Origin of the sequence: Mesorhizobium ciceri WSM4083, assembly GCF_000519305.1 — a bacterium.
Lineage (GTDB): Bacteria > Pseudomonadota > Alphaproteobacteria > Rhizobiales > Rhizobiaceae > Mesorhizobium > Mesorhizobium ciceri_B.
This window is the reverse complement of the sequence record NZ_KI912610.1, coordinates 1,425,338-1,439,763: the sequence shown is the minus strand read 5'-3', so window position 1 is coordinate 1,439,763 and position 14,426 is coordinate 1,425,338. Positions and strand designations below refer to the sequence as shown.

Below are 14,426 nucleotides of genomic sequence, written 5' to 3'. Positions count from 1 at the left end.
CTAGGGCAACGTTGCACGTTCGCTGCCAGATAACACCTGCACGATCAGATCCGGATCTATTTGCCTTGCCTTCGCGCCGAGTCTGGATTCTGCTATGGTTGCCCCATGCAAGACCTGATTGATTTTCTGCAATCGAACGCGACCCTCGTGCTCGCGAATCCAGCGGCATTTGCCACATTCGCGATTATCTTTGGCGGCGGCGGGTTCGTTATTGGGCGCTACTTTTTGACCGAGCGCATTTCGAATCTCGAAAGCCGAATAACAAGGCGCGACGAAGAAATCGCCGAACTTAAGAAGAGCAGAAAGCCGCAAAAGCCGGAACCCTCGATGGTCCCGATAAGGGGAACCAGTGCAGTCGACCAAAAAGCCGAATGAACATTGAATGCAGTTAGCTGTGTCAACCGACCTGATTCGCAGTTCTCCTCGATAAGCCGGTATTCGCTCACACGCTTGTTGTAGGTGAAGGCCTCATCATCATCAGCGACCAGGCATTCGACGTCCATTAGCTACACTATAATTGTGGGCCGCCCACCGGACGAGCGCCAACTTTGGATCCAAGCAGGCTCTTAAGGTCGCGAATCTGGCGACGATCCACCCAGCCTGAGATTGAGGATTACGCAGCTCTTTTGGCAAAGGCCCACACCATCAGCGGGTATTCCTCGTCGTTGCTGAGGTCTCTCCATAGTCCATAAGCACGCACCGCGCCGCCGATATGCGCCCTGGCGCAGGCCTTATTGCCCCAGCCAAACGCCTGTACGTGGTCCTCGGCGAAGCCGCCTTCGACCATCAACTGCTTCATGCCAGCGGGCGTCCAGCGGTTGTAGTCATGCGGGCGCGCATGCACGCGGAACAGGAAGGGCGTCGCCACCAGCGCCCAGCCGCCCGGCTTAGTCATGGCATGGATGTTGCCGGCTGCTGCAGTCGGGCGCTGGACGTGCTCCAGCACCTGGTCAGCGATGACGATGGAATACTGCTCCTCGGTCCGATCCTTGCAGATATCGAAGTCTGGAAAGTCGACCGAGCGATAGTCAGGGCAGAGCGCCTGCCAGTAGCGGTTCCAGCCTGGCGAGATCTCGATCACGTCGCGTGATTTGCGGTTCGCCGTCTGCAGAAACGCTGTGAAAGCTTCGATCTGGCGGATGCGTAGCCAGTTGCGGCTGTCGTACCGCAGCAGACGCTTTACAGTTTGTTTGCCGCGATTTTTCACGGCGCCGGCAAGGCTTGTCATTCTAGACCTCCTCCTGCCCGCCGCAAATCTCCTTATCCCGCAAACCGTGCAAAAGAATGACGGCGAGAAGGAGCCGACGCGGAACGCGCGCCCGTCAGTCAGACTTCGATCAATAATCGCCGTTGTAATACCGGTCATCGCAAGGGGCGGTGTAGATGCGGCCACGGCGGTCCTGATAGCGGCACATCTGTTCGCCGCGACGCTGCGGGGTGGTGGAACTGCCGACAACTGCGCCCAGCAAGGCACCCGCGCCGGCACCGATCAGTGTGCTTTCGGTGTTGCCGCCAATTGCCTGGCCGACGAGAGCGCCGCCGGCGCCGCCGATCAGCGCGCCGGTCCCGGCCCGCTGCTGGCCTTCGGTCTGCGCGCAGCCTGCTAGTGCTGCGGTCATCAGCACGGCGGCAATGGCTTTGTGAAAGTTCATGTGCGGTCTCCCTTGAAGGCCTGAAATCCCTATAGCTCGTCCCGTGCGGCCGCATTGCGGCGGAACGGGGGCGCACGGCCTCACGATATAAGACATGGTTTCTCGGGCGTTCATTAAGGCTCGCCTTGGAGATTATAAGTATCTCGTCTCGTAGCAACACGGTCCCATTCGACACGTATGTCCACGGACCATCAGAGCTACTCGATCGACAATCAGAATGATGCAATCCGTGAATTCGCGGATCCGATGAATGTGGGCGATGACCGTACCCGGAAAACGCCGGTAGTGAACAAAAGCAACCAATCTAGGCAACTTTCAAAGACCGAACCGGGGCCGCAAGCGGAATGTACGTCAACGAAGACGACGCCGACGACCTTCAGTCGCTGGCCAGCACATTCGCACGGAATGGAGCAGGACGATCTGTTTGATCTACACTCCTGCCGCCCTTTCAAGATCCGGCTCCAACAACCGGTGAAACGTCTCAAAGTGGCTCGGATAGTTCCCGGCGAGATAGCGCACCACCTTGAGATTATCCATAAGTCGATGGAGGTACCCTCGGGCCGCAACAAGCTCCAGACTCCAGATACCGAGGCACTCGTTGGCATCCAAGAACTCGCGGCTTAAAGCGGCAAACTCGACTTCCATGCCATCGAACGTATCGGTGTCAATGCCGAAGAACCGTTTCCTGGGAATTGAAGGATCCGCGAGCTGCAACTGGGGCGTGAGCGCGATAATAACTCTGGCGCTGATGAACGTCACCCGGTCCAGCGCGACCATGAGTTTCGCCACTTCGACCTGCCGGTTCGGCGTGCCCTTCTTCAGCAAGCCAAAGATTTTCGGGTGGACTCCGAAATCCTCCAACAGCTCGATGGCTTTAGGGCAAATCCCGGCGACCAGCGGTTCGTCCGACATCACGGCTTGACCCGGCCTTCCCTGGGCGCTGAACCCTCGGCTGCCCGAGATTCTTTCGGCCAGCTCTGCCGGAATATTTACGAGGCCTTCCGCCTTCAGCACGGATCTAAACATATCAACCGCCATCAACTGGCGAAGAGCTTCGACAATGACTTCTATGTGCTCACGCGTCGCGTTCGTCTCACGGATGAAGCGCCGCATACGCTCGCAATGACGCTTGTACGTCCTGCGCAGCAAATAGGGGTGAAGAGGCTTCCGCGGTTCCTGCAAGCCATCAGTCAGATGAATTGCGTGGCGGCTAGTCTGTAGGATGCGCTGGACTGCGGTTTGGGTCATGACCCTAGACCTGGCTCAATCGGCATCCGCCTTGCTATCACCACTACCGGCGCCAACGACTGAAAAAGAAAGGGATCGAAACGCATACCGCTGTTTGCTCTCATCATGGCCGGCGCCCGTCTTAAGTCGGCTGTCGGTGCGACCAGGTAGTCGCGGGCCGTGACATTGTCGGGTTTCATCCTGACCAATATCGTGATGTCGGAAACGGCCTGACGCCGCCTCCTAACTGGCCAACGAGGATAGCCGTAGCTCGTGGCGCGGTAGCGCGCAGTCCATAACGCGACAGTGAACTCCCCATTGACCCGCACAAGCGCGGTTCTGGTGTCGTAATGGGCCTCTCCGCCGACCCTCTCGATTGCCTCTACAAGTTCGTCGATGATCTCCAACCGGCGGCGGTGAAGCCGGGTGTTTTGGTCGAAATACCGGTAGTTCAGCGAGGCCTCAAAACCGATCAGCTTGTAGGCTGCCTGGAGGGTTCCAAAGCGATGGATGTACAGGCTCTTTGTCGACCGGCCGGGCGCGGCATTGATGATTGAGCCCGATAACCGGCCTCGTTTTTCAAGAAGCTTAGCAAGGTTCACCAGCAGCTGTTCGTTGCTGATGCGAACAGCACCGTGTTTCTCCTCGGCCACAATGGCTTGCGCGCGCCGGAACAGGTCACGGCTGACGAGCGGCTCATTCACATTTTCAGCGCGGACCCATGCGCTCGGGGGGTTAGGTCTCCTCTTGCTATGAAGCGTGGTGCAAGTTTTGTTCCAAACATTGTTGCCGATGTATTTTTCATTGGTGAGGAGGTTGCGCACGGAAGTAGTCGTCCAGGTGCGATTCAATTCTGCGGGAACGCCGCGCTCGTTCAGCGCATTCGCGATCTGGAACTCAGTTTTGCCCCTGTTCACGAATTGGTTGAAAATCCAGCGGACGGTACGAATCTCATCTGCCGGTCCACGCACGAGGATAACTCGGTCGGATGACAGGCTCTTCCATTCCCTCGGCTTTAGGATAGCCTTGGGCTTGCCCTCTCCATCTGTCAGCATGCGCCGAAAGCCGTATCCTGCGTATCCGCCTCCCCGGAAACCCAGCTTGACTATCCGGCTTTGCCCGCGGAAGACCTTCAGCGAGAGCATGCGGCTTGCCTCGGCGGCCATGCTCCGTTTGATGACCTTGAGAACGTCAGAACCCACACTGCCATCGTTCACAAATTGCTCTGCGCAGAACTCGATGCGTATCCCTGCCATTTGGCAACGGTATTCGTAGGAGGCGCTTTCATCGATGTTTTGAAATCGGCCCCATCGGCTCACGTCGTAGACGACGACCGTCTCAAAATTGGCGCGTCCGTTTTCTACATCGAACAGCAGCTTCTGCAGGCCGGGCCGCCCCTCTATGTTCAACCCGCTTCGACCGGGATCTTCGTACGTGGCAACGATGTCGTACCCCATGATGTCCGCATAGCTGCGAATTGCATCCTTCTGGTTCTCAAGCGAGTAGATTTGCTGATCGGTGGACATTCGAAGATATTGGGCCGCGCGGCCCCTTCGCCTCCCAGGTGGAGGATTTAGGGCTGTCTCAGCCTTTTCCATCGCATTGCGCCGTCGTGCCGATGTCCTAAGTCGGTGAAGTAGGGCCTGCGGTCAGAATTGGAATACCCTGTTCAGGTTGTGCAACCATAGCCTTCAACTGCCGGGAAACTCTCACTACGATGAGCCGGCGCGCCGCCGTTCCGCCGCAATGTGACCGCTCTGGGGCGGCGGGCCACCACCGGCGCGTTGCTGGGTGGCGCCGGCGGCGCGCTGCTCGGCGCTGTCGTCGGCAGCGCCACCACCCCGCAGGAGCCGCGCGGCACCCAACTCTGCCGCTACCAGGACCGTTACGGCCGCATCTACACCGCGCCTTGCGACGACCGGTATTACAACGGCGACTACTAGGCACAAAAGTATACCTGGTTATCCGCAGTCCTCTTGTGTGAAAGGGGACGGAAACTTCGTAGCGGGGCGGAGCAGCTGGGGAACCGCTGATCGCGCGTTCTTCCTCGTAGCGCCGCCAGAAGGTGGCGCCAGGTTGTCATCTTTTGCGCATATGAAGCCGCTGATGGTCGATGGCGGCTTTCCCCAGCGAACGTCAAGATTCGAGGCTGGGGCAACAAGGCCTGCGCCAAAGCCACATCGGCGGCCCCGGCCGCGCCTGCGGTCCTGTGGTGCGACCTCAGCAACGATGACCACTGCCCGCTGTTGGTCTGGGCGTTTGCGAAGAAGGGGTGAGTGGCGGAAGCTGCGGTTTATCGAAGTCATGGCAAGCTGAGGCTTGGAGGCTTGGGAACTTGACCGGCTTCGCTGCCAGTGACCTACTTCGGATTTGGAGGAGACACGAGCGCATGGACATTCGAGCTACACTGACGGAGCTATGCGAGGCCTTCAACGCGCACGATCTCGATCGCATCATGGCGTTTTTCGCCGACGACTGTATCCTTGAGATGCCGAGGGGAGCCGAGCCCTGGGGAACTCGTTGCGAGGGCAAGCGAAACGTACGAGATGCGCTGGCGACGCGTTTTGAAGGCTTGCCTGATGTCCACTACGGGAATGGTGAGCATTTTGTAGACGAGGTTGCCGACACCGGCATGTCGAAATGGACCCTCACCGGCACGACCCGCGACGGTGTGAAAAAGGAAGTCCGAGGCTGTGATTTCTACACGTTTCGCGACGGAAAGGTGATCCGCAAGGACTCATACTGGAAGATCGTGGAGTAGGACTTGGCATCTCTCTCTGATCTTTTTTCGTTGCCCAAATCCCATCACGGAATAGCCAGCATTTTGACGACGATCTCTGTGGGGAGCGGAAAGGGCCCATCGCTAACGGGTCCGTTGCCTGCGTTTGCTGACCTTTCTGTAATCTTCCTGCGTCGCAAGGTTGCATCCTGATCTGCATGCGCGGTCCTCAGTTTGCTGCGAACTGGCCATCGAATGGAGTTACAGGCCAGCGGACAGCGTGATGCAGCTAGCAGCATCAACTTAGCAGTTCGGGCAGGCGCGCTAAACGGGCCGTTTTTGCCTGCGGGCACGGCGCCATTTAATCGGCCACAATGTTAGGATATTGTGCCGTATTAAAGTATTTAATGACCCACATTCTCAAGAGATTGTGCCCGCCGGCCGCCGCCACCTCCAGCGCCCGCTTGGCGGTCTCCTGGCCCTTGATGTCGGCGAGGTCGGGCAAATCCAGCGCGGCGGCATGAATGCCGGCCTCGGGGCGCGACAGCACCTGCGTGCCACGAAAATGATTGGCGATGGCAATCAGGCTGCGCGGCGCCAGAATGTCGAAATCCTTGCCAGCCCAGGCCGCTTCCGGCCCGCATGCGAACGGGCAGATCAGGCCCTTGCCCTCGGCATTGGCGGCGATCGCCGCCGGCAAGGCGCCGGCGACCGCAGCAATCGTGCCGTCGAGCGACAATTCTCCAAGCACGACATAGCCGGCCAGCATGTCGCCCGGAATGGCGCCAAGGGCAGCCATCAGGCCAAGCGCGATCGGCAGGTCGTAGTGGCTGCCTTCCTTCGGCAGGTCGGCCGGCGCCAGATTGACCGTGACTTTCTTCGACGGCATCGACAGGCCGGAAGCATGCAGTGCGGCCTGCACCCGCTCGCGGCTTTCGGCCACCGCCTTGTCGCCCAGGCCGACGATGTGCATGTTGACCTTGCCGGGTGCGATCATCACCTGCACGTCGACCGGCACGGCCTCGATGCCCTGGAAAGCGACCGTGCGAACCCGCGCCACCATCGTGCAACCCCAATTCAGGCTTGCCACAGCCCTGCGTTCAGGCCAGGAATGGGCCCGCCGGGAAGACAATCACACTTCCCCGGTCAAATCAAGAACATTACGGGAACGCATGACCGCTTGGGTTGCAGCGGAATTGAGCGCGGTTGCAAAAACGGAACATGGTTAAGACAAAATGAAAACGGAAAACACGATCACTGAATACGATCGCGCGGAATAGTTGTTGCCGCAGCGGGAAATGATACGACTATGGAGATCTCTCGTCGGGGCCGCGCGCTTTGAGCAACACCAGGCTGCTTGCAATTATGGCGGTTGTGCCGCCAATCATCGTCGGGCTCGGCATCTACCTCTTTGTTTTTTTGGACCGGTGCCACGGTGAGAGATGTGTGGTGACATTCGGCGTCGTCGCTTTTTTGGCGATCATTGGTGCGACCATCAGCACGGTTGTTAGCCTGATAGGGTTGGCGGTTATCCTATTTAACCGGCAGCCCTAATCAGTATCCATGAAAGAGGCTTGCCCTTACTTCCGCTTTCCCTCGACCGCGTCCCAGAACAGGCTGGCGATGTCGGCGCCGCCGAAGCGCTTGACCTCGCGCACGCCGGTCGGCGAGGTCACGTTGATCTCGGTCATGTAGTCGCCGATGACGTCGATGCCGACCAGGATGAAGCCGCGCTCCTTCAGCGCTGGGCCGATGCGGGCGCAGATCTCGCGTTCGCGCTCTGTCAATTCGGTCTTTTCAGCACGGCCGCCGACATGCATGTTGGAGCGGGAATCATGCTCGGCCGGCACCCGGTTGATGGCGCCGACCGGCTCGCCGTCGATCAGGATGATGCGCTTGTCGCCCTTGCGCACGTCCTTGAGATAGCGCTGCACGATATAGGGTTCACGGAACATCTGGCCGAACATTTCCAGCAGCGAGGCCAGGTTGCGGTCGGCCTCCAGCAGATGGAAGATGCCGGCGCCGCCATTGCCGTAGAGCGGCTTGACGATGATGTCGCCGAACTCCTTGCGGAAGGCGGCAACTTCGAGTGGATCCTTGGTGATCAGCGTGTCCGGCATCAGGTCGGCAAATTCGGTGACGAAGATCTTTTCGGGGCTGTTGCGCACCCAGGCCGGGTCGTTGACCACGAGCGTTTTCGGGTGGATGCGCTCCAGGATGTGCGTGGTGGTGATGTAGTTCATGTCGAAGGGCGGATCCTGGCGCAGCAGGACCACATCCATCTCCGACAGGTCGGTGCGCACCTTCTCGCCCAGCGAATAGTGGCTGCCCTTCTCGTCGCGCACCTGCATTTCCTCGATGCGGGCAAACACCTTGCCGTCGCGCAACGACAGCCGATCCGGCGTGTAGTGGAACAGCTCATGGCCGCGCCGCTGCGCTTCCAGCGACAGCGCGAACGAGGTGTCGCCGGCGATCGACACGGTGGAGATGTGGTCCATCTGGACGGCGATTTTCAGCTTCATGGCGGGTCTCCGGCGGCTCGGATGGACGACTGTCTTGCCTGTACAGGCTCACTGCCCGTCTGCCAATCGCGACATTCCTGGGATTGGCATCTGACACCCGAATGCGCTGCTTTCATCGATCCTTCGAAACAGTCGCGGTTGCCCGTGGAAAATCGATTTCGCGATACGTTTCCTAAAGGGTTTGCTGCCAGTCTGAAAATAAATTCCGACGTCACAAAACAGGGACACCGATGCAAACTTCGTTTGGCACCGGTCAGGCAAACAGGGAGAGCACGGATCTGGCATTCACAGATCCGTTGACCGGGCTTGGCAACCATCGCCGCTTCTTCGACAAGGTCGATCGCCTGATCGCCGACCGGGCCGACGATCCCGCGCCCTTTACCGTCGGCATTCTCGACCTCGACGGCTTCAAGCCGATCAACGATCTGTTCGGCCACAAGGCCGGCGACGACATCCTGATCCAGGTCGCGATGCGGCTACGCGCCTCGATGGACGGCCATTCCACGGTCTGCCGCATCGGTGCCGACGAATTCGCCTTTCTCTATCCCCTGGTGTTCAGTGAGGATGCAGCGGCCGAAAAGTCCCGCATGCTGATCGAGATCCTGTCGGCGCCCTATGATGTCGGCGAACGCACCGCCAGGCTTTCGGCCTCGGTCGGCTGCTCGCTGTTCTATTCGGGCGACGAGACCACGGAAATCCTCATCAACAAGGCAGAGACGGCGCTCTACCACGCCAAGCGTTCCGGCCGTGGCCGGGTCGTCGTCTACACCCGCGAGATGGAAGAAGCGGCCAAGCGCGTCACCCGCATCGAACAGGCACTGCGCCGTGCCGTTTCGGCCGGCGAGGTGGAGCCGCATTTCCAGCCCATCGTCGATCTCGCCACGCGCCGCACCATCGGCTTCGAGACGCTGGCGCGCTGGACCGATCGCGACCTGGGTTCGGTGCCGCCGACCGTCTTCATTCCCATCGCCGAGGAGCGCGGCATCATCGGCCCGCTGTCGCAGCTGGTGCTGCGCAAGGCGACAGAGGCCGCCAGAAGCTGGCCGAAAGACCTGTTCCTGTCGTTCAACCTGTCACCCTCGCAGCTCGTCGACCAGAACACCGGCCTGCACATACTGGCGATCCTCGACCGCACCGGCTTCGATCCGCGCCGGCTGGAGATCGAGATCACCGAGACCGGCCTGATGAATGACCCGGCCTCGGCGGCCCAGGTCGTCGAGGATCTGCGCCGCGTCGGCATCCGCGTCTCGCTCGACGATTTCGGCACCGGCCAGTCCTCGCTCGGCCGTCTGCGCGAATTCCATTTCGACAAGCTCAAGATCGACCGCGCCTTCGTCTCTTCCATTCTCGACGACCGCCCGTCCGAACACATCATCCGCGCCATTCTCGCCATGTGCGAGGGGCTCGGCATGGATGTCGTCGCCGAAGGCATCGAGCAGGAAGCGCAGGCCGACCGCCTGGTCCAGTTCGGCTGCGCCGGCGGGCAAGGCTATCTGTTCGGCAAGCCGGTCGATGCCGACGCCACGCTCGGCTATCTCCGCGATTCCTTCCGCGGCGCCCTGCGCGCCAAGGCGATCTGACCGGCGATCTCGAAGCCGCCAGCAATCCTGACGATGTCGTTGTGCGCATCCGGTGCGGCGCATTGTCGTTTTGTCTGACATAAGCCCTGAAATTCGGCGGTTCGCCCTTGCCCGCGCGCCTTGCGTGGCTAGGATGCGCGCCGGTCACGCTACAGCGCCGCGCGTCCTTTTGGGTGCGCAAAGGACGCTGTAGCAATTTACATTTTGAGCATGATCCCTTTCCGAAAATCGATCCGATTTTCGGGGTCATGCGCTGGGAGACAACAACGATGATGCCATCGGCGCATTTTGCCGACCTCGAAGGAGCCTCGGTGCTGATCACCGGCGGCGGCTCCGGAATAGGTGCTGCACTGACCGAGGGTTTTGTGCGTCAGGGCGCCAATGTCGCCTTCATCGACATCGCCGACGGCCCGAGCACGGCCCTTGCCGACCGCATCGAGAAAGCGTTCGGCAAGAGGCCGCTCTATCTCAAGACCGATTTGCGCGACGTCGAGGCTCTGCGGGCGTCCGCCGCGAAGGCCGCCGAGGCGCATGGCGATGTCACCGTGCTGGTCAACAATGCCGCCTGGGACGAACGCCACGCCGTCGAGGACGTGACGGTCGAGTTCTGGGACAACAACCAAGCGATCAATCTGCGGCCGCATTTCTTCACCGCGCAAGCGGTGGCGCCGGGCATGAAGCGGGCGGGCGGCGGCTCAATCATCAACTTCACCTCGACATCCTATCTCATCAACCACCCCGACATGCCGTCCTACACGGCGGCCAAGGCCGGTATCCTCGGTCTGACCAAGGGGCTGGCTGGCAAGCTCGGCGTCGACGGCATCCGCGTCAACGCCATTGCGCCCGGCTGGGTGATCACCGAGCGGCAGAAGGAGCTCTGGGTGACCGAACAGGCGCTTGCCGCCCATGTTGCCAAGCAGTGCATCAAACAGGTGATGCAGCCGGACGACATCGTCGGCACCGTGCTGTTCCTCGCTTCGGACGCCTCGCGCATGCTGACAGCGCAGATGCTGGTCGTCGATGGAGGTTTCCTGTGAGCCCAGTCGGCAACGCACCGGCGGTCGCCGCCGTCGACTGGGGCACGACCCGCATGAGGGTCTGGCTGATCGATGGGCAAGGCAAGGTGCTTGCCGAACGCCGTGGCGATGATGGCCTGATCACCGCCCAGCAAAAGGGCTTTTCGACCATCCTCGAAGGGCATCTGGCGGCGATGGGAGCACCAGCGGCGCTGCCCGTCATCATCTGCGGCATGGCCGGATCCCGCCAGGGCTGGCTCGAAGCACCCTATGTCACGGTGCCGGCGCCGCTTAGCGCCATCCTTGCTGGTGCTGCCAGCGTGCCCGGCCAGAGCCGCGACATCCGCATCGTTCCGGGCCTTGCCCAGCGGCTGGCCGATGCGCCCGACGTCATGCGCGGCGAAGAAACGCAGCTTGCCGGCGCCGGCCTGCAGGCCAAGGGGCGCCAGCTGGTCTGCATGCCCGGCACCCATTCGAAATGGGTGCTGGTCGAGGACGGTACTGTCACCGGCTTCGGCACCTGGCCGACCGGCGAGCTGTTTTCGGTGCTTGCCGCGCATTCGATTCTGCGCCATTCGCTCGGCGAACATCCCAAGCCCGTCACATCGGACAATCCGTTCTTCCGCCGCTGGTGCGAAACCGCATTGGGCGAAGGCGGCGATGTCACCTCGCGGCTGTTTTCCATCCGCGCCGCCGGCCTGCTGCAGGATTTGAAAGCCGACGATGCCGCCGCCTGCCTGTCCGGCCTTCTGATCGGCGGCGAGATCGCCTCCGCCAGCCGCCGGCATGGCGCCGGCACGGAACCCGTGGTGCTGATTGCGTCCGGCGCGCTGGCCGCGCTCTACCAGGCCGCACTTGGTTTTGCCGGGCTTGAGGTCCGGAGCGTCGACGCCGATGAGGCGGTGCGTGTCGGTCTCGTCGAGGCGGCGCGTGAGAACGGCATGATCGCCAGAACCGGAGTTACTCGATGAGCCAGACCGCACCGTTTCCAAAACTCAAGCGCGGCCTGGTTGCCATCCTTCGCGGGCTCAAGCCCACCGAGGCGATGGCCATGGGCCAGGCGCTGTTCGACGCCGGCATCGAGGCGATCGAAGTGCCGCTGAACTCACCGCAACCGTTCTCGTCGATCGCCCGCATCGTTCAAGTGCTGCCGAAAACCGCGCTGGTCGGCGCCGGCACGGTGCTGACCCCGACCGATGTCGATGGCTTGCACCAGGCCGGAGGGCGGCTGCTGGTCAGTCCCAACATCGATGCCGAGGTGATGGCGCGCGCCATGCATTACGGCATGGTGACGATGCCCGGCGTGTTCACGCCGACCGAAGCCTTCCTGGCGATCAAGCTCGGCGCCTCGGCCCTGAAATTCTTCCCGGCGAGCGTGCTGGGCGCCGGCGGCATTTCCGCGATGCGCGCCGTGTTGCCGGCGCAGACATTGGTCGGCGCCGTCGGTGGTGTCTCCGAGAAAGATTTTGCCGGCTACAAGGCTGCCGGCGTGACCGCCTTTGGGTTGGGCTCCAGCCTGTTCAAGCCGGGCATGAGCGTCGACGAGGTGGCCGCGCGCGCGCACGCTGCCGTTACGGCCTGGGATGCGGTGTTCGGAGAAGCATGATGAGCGAAGCGATCGTTTCGGTTTTTTCCGATCACGTCTGCCAGCTCGGCGAAGGGCCGAGCTACGATCCCGCCACAGATACGCTGTTCTGGTTCGACATAGTCAACAGCCAGCTTCTGGAAAAGCGGCTGTCCGGCGGCGCAACCACCGTCCATGAGCTTGGCCGGATGGCGAGCGCCATCGCAATCATCGACGACAAGCGCCAGCTGATCGCCGCCGAGACCGGCCTTTATGTCCGCGACGTCGCGACCGGCAAACTGACGCTGCACACGCCTGTCGAGGCCGACAATCCGGTCACACGCTCCAACGATTCCCGGGTCCACCCCTGCGGCGCCTTGTGGATGGGCACCATGGGCAAGGGCGAGGAAAAAGGCGCCGGCTCGATCTACTGGTTTTTCAAGGGCGAACTGCGCCGCCTGTTTTCGGACATCACCGTCTCCAATTCGATCTGTTTTACCGAGGATGGCGCAATCGCCTACTACACCGACACCTCGACCGGGCTTTTGATGCGCGTCGCCTGCGACCCGGCGACCGGCCTGCCTGCCGGTGATCCCAAGCTGTTCGTCGATCACCGCTCGGCCAAGGGCTATGTCGACGGGTCGGTGCTCGACCGCGACGGCATCCTGTGGAACGCCGTCTGGGGCGGCAGCGTCATCGAAGCCTATGGACCCGACGGCAAGCTCGTCCGCACGGTCGCCATGCCGGTGACGCAGCCATCCTGCCCGGCCTTTGTCGGCGCCAAGGCCGATAGGCTGGCGGTCACCTCCGCGTGGTCGGGCAAGGATGAGAAGCAGCGTCTGCTGGATCTGCAGGGCGGCATGACCTTTCTACTCGACATTCCCGTCAACGGCCGCTTCGAGCCGCGCGTGCTGATCGCCTGAACGAGGCCGGCCTTCCCGGTTCCACGCCGGTGCTGTCACGCAGGCGCCCGCGCCATGTCGGTTTCGCGAGAGCCGATAGTATCGGCCGTGCGATGGTAGGTGGCCCCGCCGCCGGAAACCGTTGAAGCCATGACGAGCACAAAACGAAGACTGATCCTCGTCCATGAGCCTGAGAAGGCTTGTTTCGACCGTCTGGTCGCCGACGGTCATGCACCGGAGCGTGCCGGCGAAATTGCGTCCTATCTGGCGCAGTCGACCGATCTCGCTCCTGAATTCGACATGCTTGGCCGCGCCTGCCAGGCACGCGGCCTGTCGTTCACGCCGGTGGCGCTGGACGATGCCGCAAGCGTCCTTGCCGGCGAGCATCCCAGCACAACGCTGGTCTGGACGCTGACCGACGGCATTGCCTATTTTCGCGGCGGCGCGGCGCCCGCTCTGGCGCGACTGGGCGGTTTCAAGACAATCGGCGCCGACGATGCGCTGTTCGCGCTCTGCCAGGACAAGTTCCGTTCCGGCGCCGTGCTCGGCGCGCTCGGCCTGCCGGTGCCGCAGGCTGGGCTTGCGCGCGACGGCCAATGGCTGGTCGAGCCGCCGGCCTCGCGCGCCGGCTGGTTCGTCAAGCCCAACCGGCTCGGCGCCAAGATCGGTATCTGGCCGGATTCGCGCTGCAGCGAACTCGGCCATGCGCTGGAGCTTAGCCGGCGCGTCTTTTCGGCCTATCGCGACGATGTCGTCGTCCAGCCCTATGTCGCCGGCCGCAACGTGCGCGCCAGTTTCCTCGGCCTGGTGCCTGGCGCCGGGGTCGAAGCCCTTGGCGTGGCTTTTGTCGATTCAGGCGCCGATTTCCAGACCATGGCCGACAGCCTGGCGCTCTATGGCGACACCGGCGAGGCAGCGAAAGCGGCGGGACATTACGCCGAGCCGGAACTCGTCGCGGTTGCCGACAGCCAGCCGGCCGCCGACACCAGGATTCGCGCGATCGCCGGGCGGCTGATGGGCGGGCTCGGCCTGCGCGATGTGTTTTCCATCGATCTCAGGGTCGAGGCCGACGACACCGTCCACCTCATCGAGTTCGAGGTCTGCCCCGGCCTGCCCTGCTTCGATTTTCGCGCCTATTGCCGCCAGCAATGGGGCCTCGAGTTGGCCCATGCCATGGCCGAAACCGCTGCCAGCCGGCTGATCGGCGTCGACCGATAGCTGCGCGCCTTGACGGCTTTCGCCCT

13 protein-coding genes and 2 pseudogenes are annotated in these 14,426 nt (G+C 61.9%); 9 read left to right on the top strand and 6 right to left on the bottom strand.

What is annotated here, in order from left to right; genetic code table 11:
* Positions 1-105: 105 nt before the first annotated feature.
* Positions 106-375 carry a hypothetical protein gene (locus MESCI2_RS01000000135960; RefSeq protein ID WP_050596728.1) on the top strand — a complete coding sequence of 90 codons (270 nt, stop codon included), beginning with the start codon at positions 106-108 and terminating at the stop codon, positions 373-375.
* A 238-nt stretch (positions 376-613) separates the two neighbouring features.
* On the opposite strand, the gene MESCI2_RS0132955 is transcribed toward MESCI2_RS01000000135960, so the two are convergent.
* The 4 genes from MESCI2_RS0132955 to MESCI2_RS0132940 form a co-directional block, all read right to left on the bottom strand.
* Positions 614-1,228, bottom strand: coding sequence for a class I SAM-dependent methyltransferase (locus MESCI2_RS0132955; RefSeq protein WP_027040218.1), 615 nt, complete (start codon positions 1,226-1,228; stop codon positions 614-616).
* Between the two features lie 109 nt (positions 1,229-1,337).
* On the bottom strand, positions 1,338-1,652 hold the full coding sequence (locus tag MESCI2_RS0132950) for a YMGG-like glycine zipper-containing protein (protein WP_027040217.1): 315 nt from the start codon (positions 1,650-1,652) through the stop codon (positions 1,338-1,340).
* A gap of 429 nt (positions 1,653-2,081) precedes the next feature.
* Positions 2,082-2,900: a plasmid partitioning protein RepB C-terminal domain-containing protein gene (locus tag MESCI2_RS1000000136370; protein ID WP_050596727.1), complete on the bottom strand. Its 819-nt coding sequence runs from the start codon at positions 2,898-2,900 to the stop codon at positions 2,082-2,084.
* On the bottom strand, positions 2,897-4,477 hold the full coding sequence (locus tag MESCI2_RS0132940) for a recombinase family protein (RefSeq protein ID WP_027040216.1): 1,581 nt from the start codon (positions 4,475-4,477) through the stop codon (positions 2,897-2,899). Before MESCI2_RS0132940 ends, MESCI2_RS1000000136370 begins: the two co-directional genes overlap by 4 nt.
* A 165-nt stretch (positions 4,478-4,642) precedes the next feature.
* On the opposite strand from MESCI2_RS0132940, the pseudogene MESCI2_RS01000000135950 reads away from it, so the two are divergent.
* Positions 4,643-4,822, top strand: a pseudogene (locus tag MESCI2_RS01000000135950) (hypothetical protein); the annotation flags it as partial.
* 446 nt (positions 4,823-5,268) lie between these two features.
* A complete protein-coding gene (locus MESCI2_RS0132930) occupies positions 5,269-5,640 on the top strand; it encodes a nuclear transport factor 2 family protein (RefSeq protein ID WP_027040215.1) in 372 nt (123 codons plus the stop codon).
* Positions 5,641-6,019: 379 nt separating this feature from the next.
* Here the strand turns inward: MESCI2_RS0132930 and MESCI2_RS01000000135945 are convergent.
* Together MESCI2_RS01000000135945 and gshB are read right to left on the bottom strand one after the other, a co-directional pair.
* Positions 6,020-6,661, bottom strand: a pseudogene (locus MESCI2_RS01000000135945) (magnesium chelatase domain-containing protein); the annotation flags it as partial.
* Between the two features lie 517 nt (positions 6,662-7,178).
* Positions 7,179-8,120: a glutathione synthase gene (gene gshB / locus MESCI2_RS0132915; RefSeq protein WP_027040213.1), complete on the bottom strand. Its 942-nt coding sequence runs from the start codon at positions 8,118-8,120 to the stop codon at positions 7,179-7,181.
* A gap of 230 nt (positions 8,121-8,350) precedes the next feature.
* Here gshB and MESCI2_RS0132910 point away from each other — a divergent pair, with 230 nt between their 5' ends.
* The 6 genes from MESCI2_RS0132910 to MESCI2_RS0132885 all read left to right on the top strand — a co-directional run bounded on the left by MESCI2_RS0132910 (position 8,351) and on the right by MESCI2_RS0132885 (position 14,400).
* Positions 8,351-9,700 carry a putative bifunctional diguanylate cyclase/phosphodiesterase gene (locus MESCI2_RS0132910; protein WP_027040212.1) on the top strand — a complete coding sequence of 450 codons (1,350 nt, stop codon included), beginning with the start codon at positions 8,351-8,353 and terminating at the stop codon, positions 9,698-9,700.
* Between the two features lie 269 nt (positions 9,701-9,969).
* Positions 9,970-10,737: an SDR family NAD(P)-dependent oxidoreductase gene (locus tag MESCI2_RS0132905; RefSeq protein ID WP_027040211.1), complete on the top strand. Its 768-nt coding sequence runs from the start codon at positions 9,970-9,972 to the stop codon at positions 10,735-10,737.
* Positions 10,734-11,687, top strand: coding sequence for a 2-dehydro-3-deoxygalactonokinase (locus tag MESCI2_RS0132900; protein ID WP_027040210.1), 954 nt, complete (start codon positions 10,734-10,736; stop codon positions 11,685-11,687). The genes MESCI2_RS0132905 and MESCI2_RS0132900 overlap by 4 nt, the downstream gene beginning before the upstream one ends.
* Positions 11,684-12,322, top strand: coding sequence for a 2-dehydro-3-deoxy-6-phosphogalactonate aldolase (locus MESCI2_RS0132895; RefSeq protein WP_027040209.1), 639 nt, complete (start codon positions 11,684-11,686; stop codon positions 12,320-12,322). Before MESCI2_RS0132900 ends, MESCI2_RS0132895 begins: the two co-directional genes overlap by 4 nt.
* Complete coding sequence (locus MESCI2_RS0132890; protein WP_027040208.1) at positions 12,322-13,203, top strand: SMP-30/gluconolactonase/LRE family protein; 882 nt, start codon at positions 12,322-12,324, stop codon at positions 13,201-13,203. Before MESCI2_RS0132895 ends, MESCI2_RS0132890 begins: the two co-directional genes overlap by 1 nt.
* A 129-nt stretch (positions 13,204-13,332) precedes the next feature.
* Entirely contained in the window at positions 13,333-14,400 is a 1,068-nt protein-coding gene (locus tag MESCI2_RS0132885) for a hypothetical protein (protein WP_027040207.1), read from the top strand.
* The last annotated feature ends 26 nt before the right edge of the window (positions 14,401-14,426 follow it).

What these genes read in the sequence shown, in the direction of transcription:
- MESCI2_RS0132955 (WP_027040218.1), bottom strand. Translation starts at nt 1,228, where the DNA reads ATGACAAGCCTTGCCGGCGCCGTGAAAAATCGCGGCAAACAAACTGTA.
- MESCI2_RS0132910 (WP_027040212.1), top strand. Translation starts at nt 8,351, where the DNA reads ATGCAAACTTCGTTTGGCACCGGTCAGGCAAACAGGGAGAGCACGGAT.
- MESCI2_RS0132905 (WP_027040211.1), top strand. Translation starts at nt 9,970, where the DNA reads ATGATGCCATCGGCGCATTTTGCCGACCTCGAAGGAGCCTCGGTGCTG.
- MESCI2_RS1000000136370 (WP_050596727.1), bottom strand. Translation starts at nt 2,900, where the DNA reads ATGACCCAAACCGCAGTCCAGCGCATCCTACAGACTAGCCGCCACGCA.
- MESCI2_RS0132885 (WP_027040207.1), top strand. Translation starts at nt 13,333, where the DNA reads ATGACGAGCACAAAACGAAGACTGATCCTCGTCCATGAGCCTGAGAAG.
- MESCI2_RS0132950 (WP_027040217.1), bottom strand. Translation starts at nt 1,652, where the DNA reads ATGAACTTTCACAAAGCCATTGCCGCCGTGCTGATGACCGCAGCACTA.
- gshB (WP_027040213.1), bottom strand. Translation starts at nt 8,120, where the DNA reads ATGAAGCTGAAAATCGCCGTCCAGATGGACCACATCTCCACCGTGTCG.
- MESCI2_RS0132940 (WP_027040216.1), bottom strand. Translation starts at nt 4,477, where the DNA reads ATGGAAAAGGCTGAGACAGCCCTAAATCCTCCACCTGGGAGGCGAAGG.
- MESCI2_RS0132930 (WP_027040215.1), top strand. Translation starts at nt 5,269, where the DNA reads ATGGACATTCGAGCTACACTGACGGAGCTATGCGAGGCCTTCAACGCG.
- MESCI2_RS0132895 (WP_027040209.1), top strand. Translation starts at nt 11,684, where the DNA reads ATGAGCCAGACCGCACCGTTTCCAAAACTCAAGCGCGGCCTGGTTGCC.
- MESCI2_RS01000000135960 (WP_050596728.1), top strand. Translation starts at nt 106, where the DNA reads ATGCAAGACCTGATTGATTTTCTGCAATCGAACGCGACCCTCGTGCTC.
- MESCI2_RS0132890 (WP_027040208.1), top strand. Translation starts at nt 12,322, where the DNA reads ATGAGCGAAGCGATCGTTTCGGTTTTTTCCGATCACGTCTGCCAGCTC.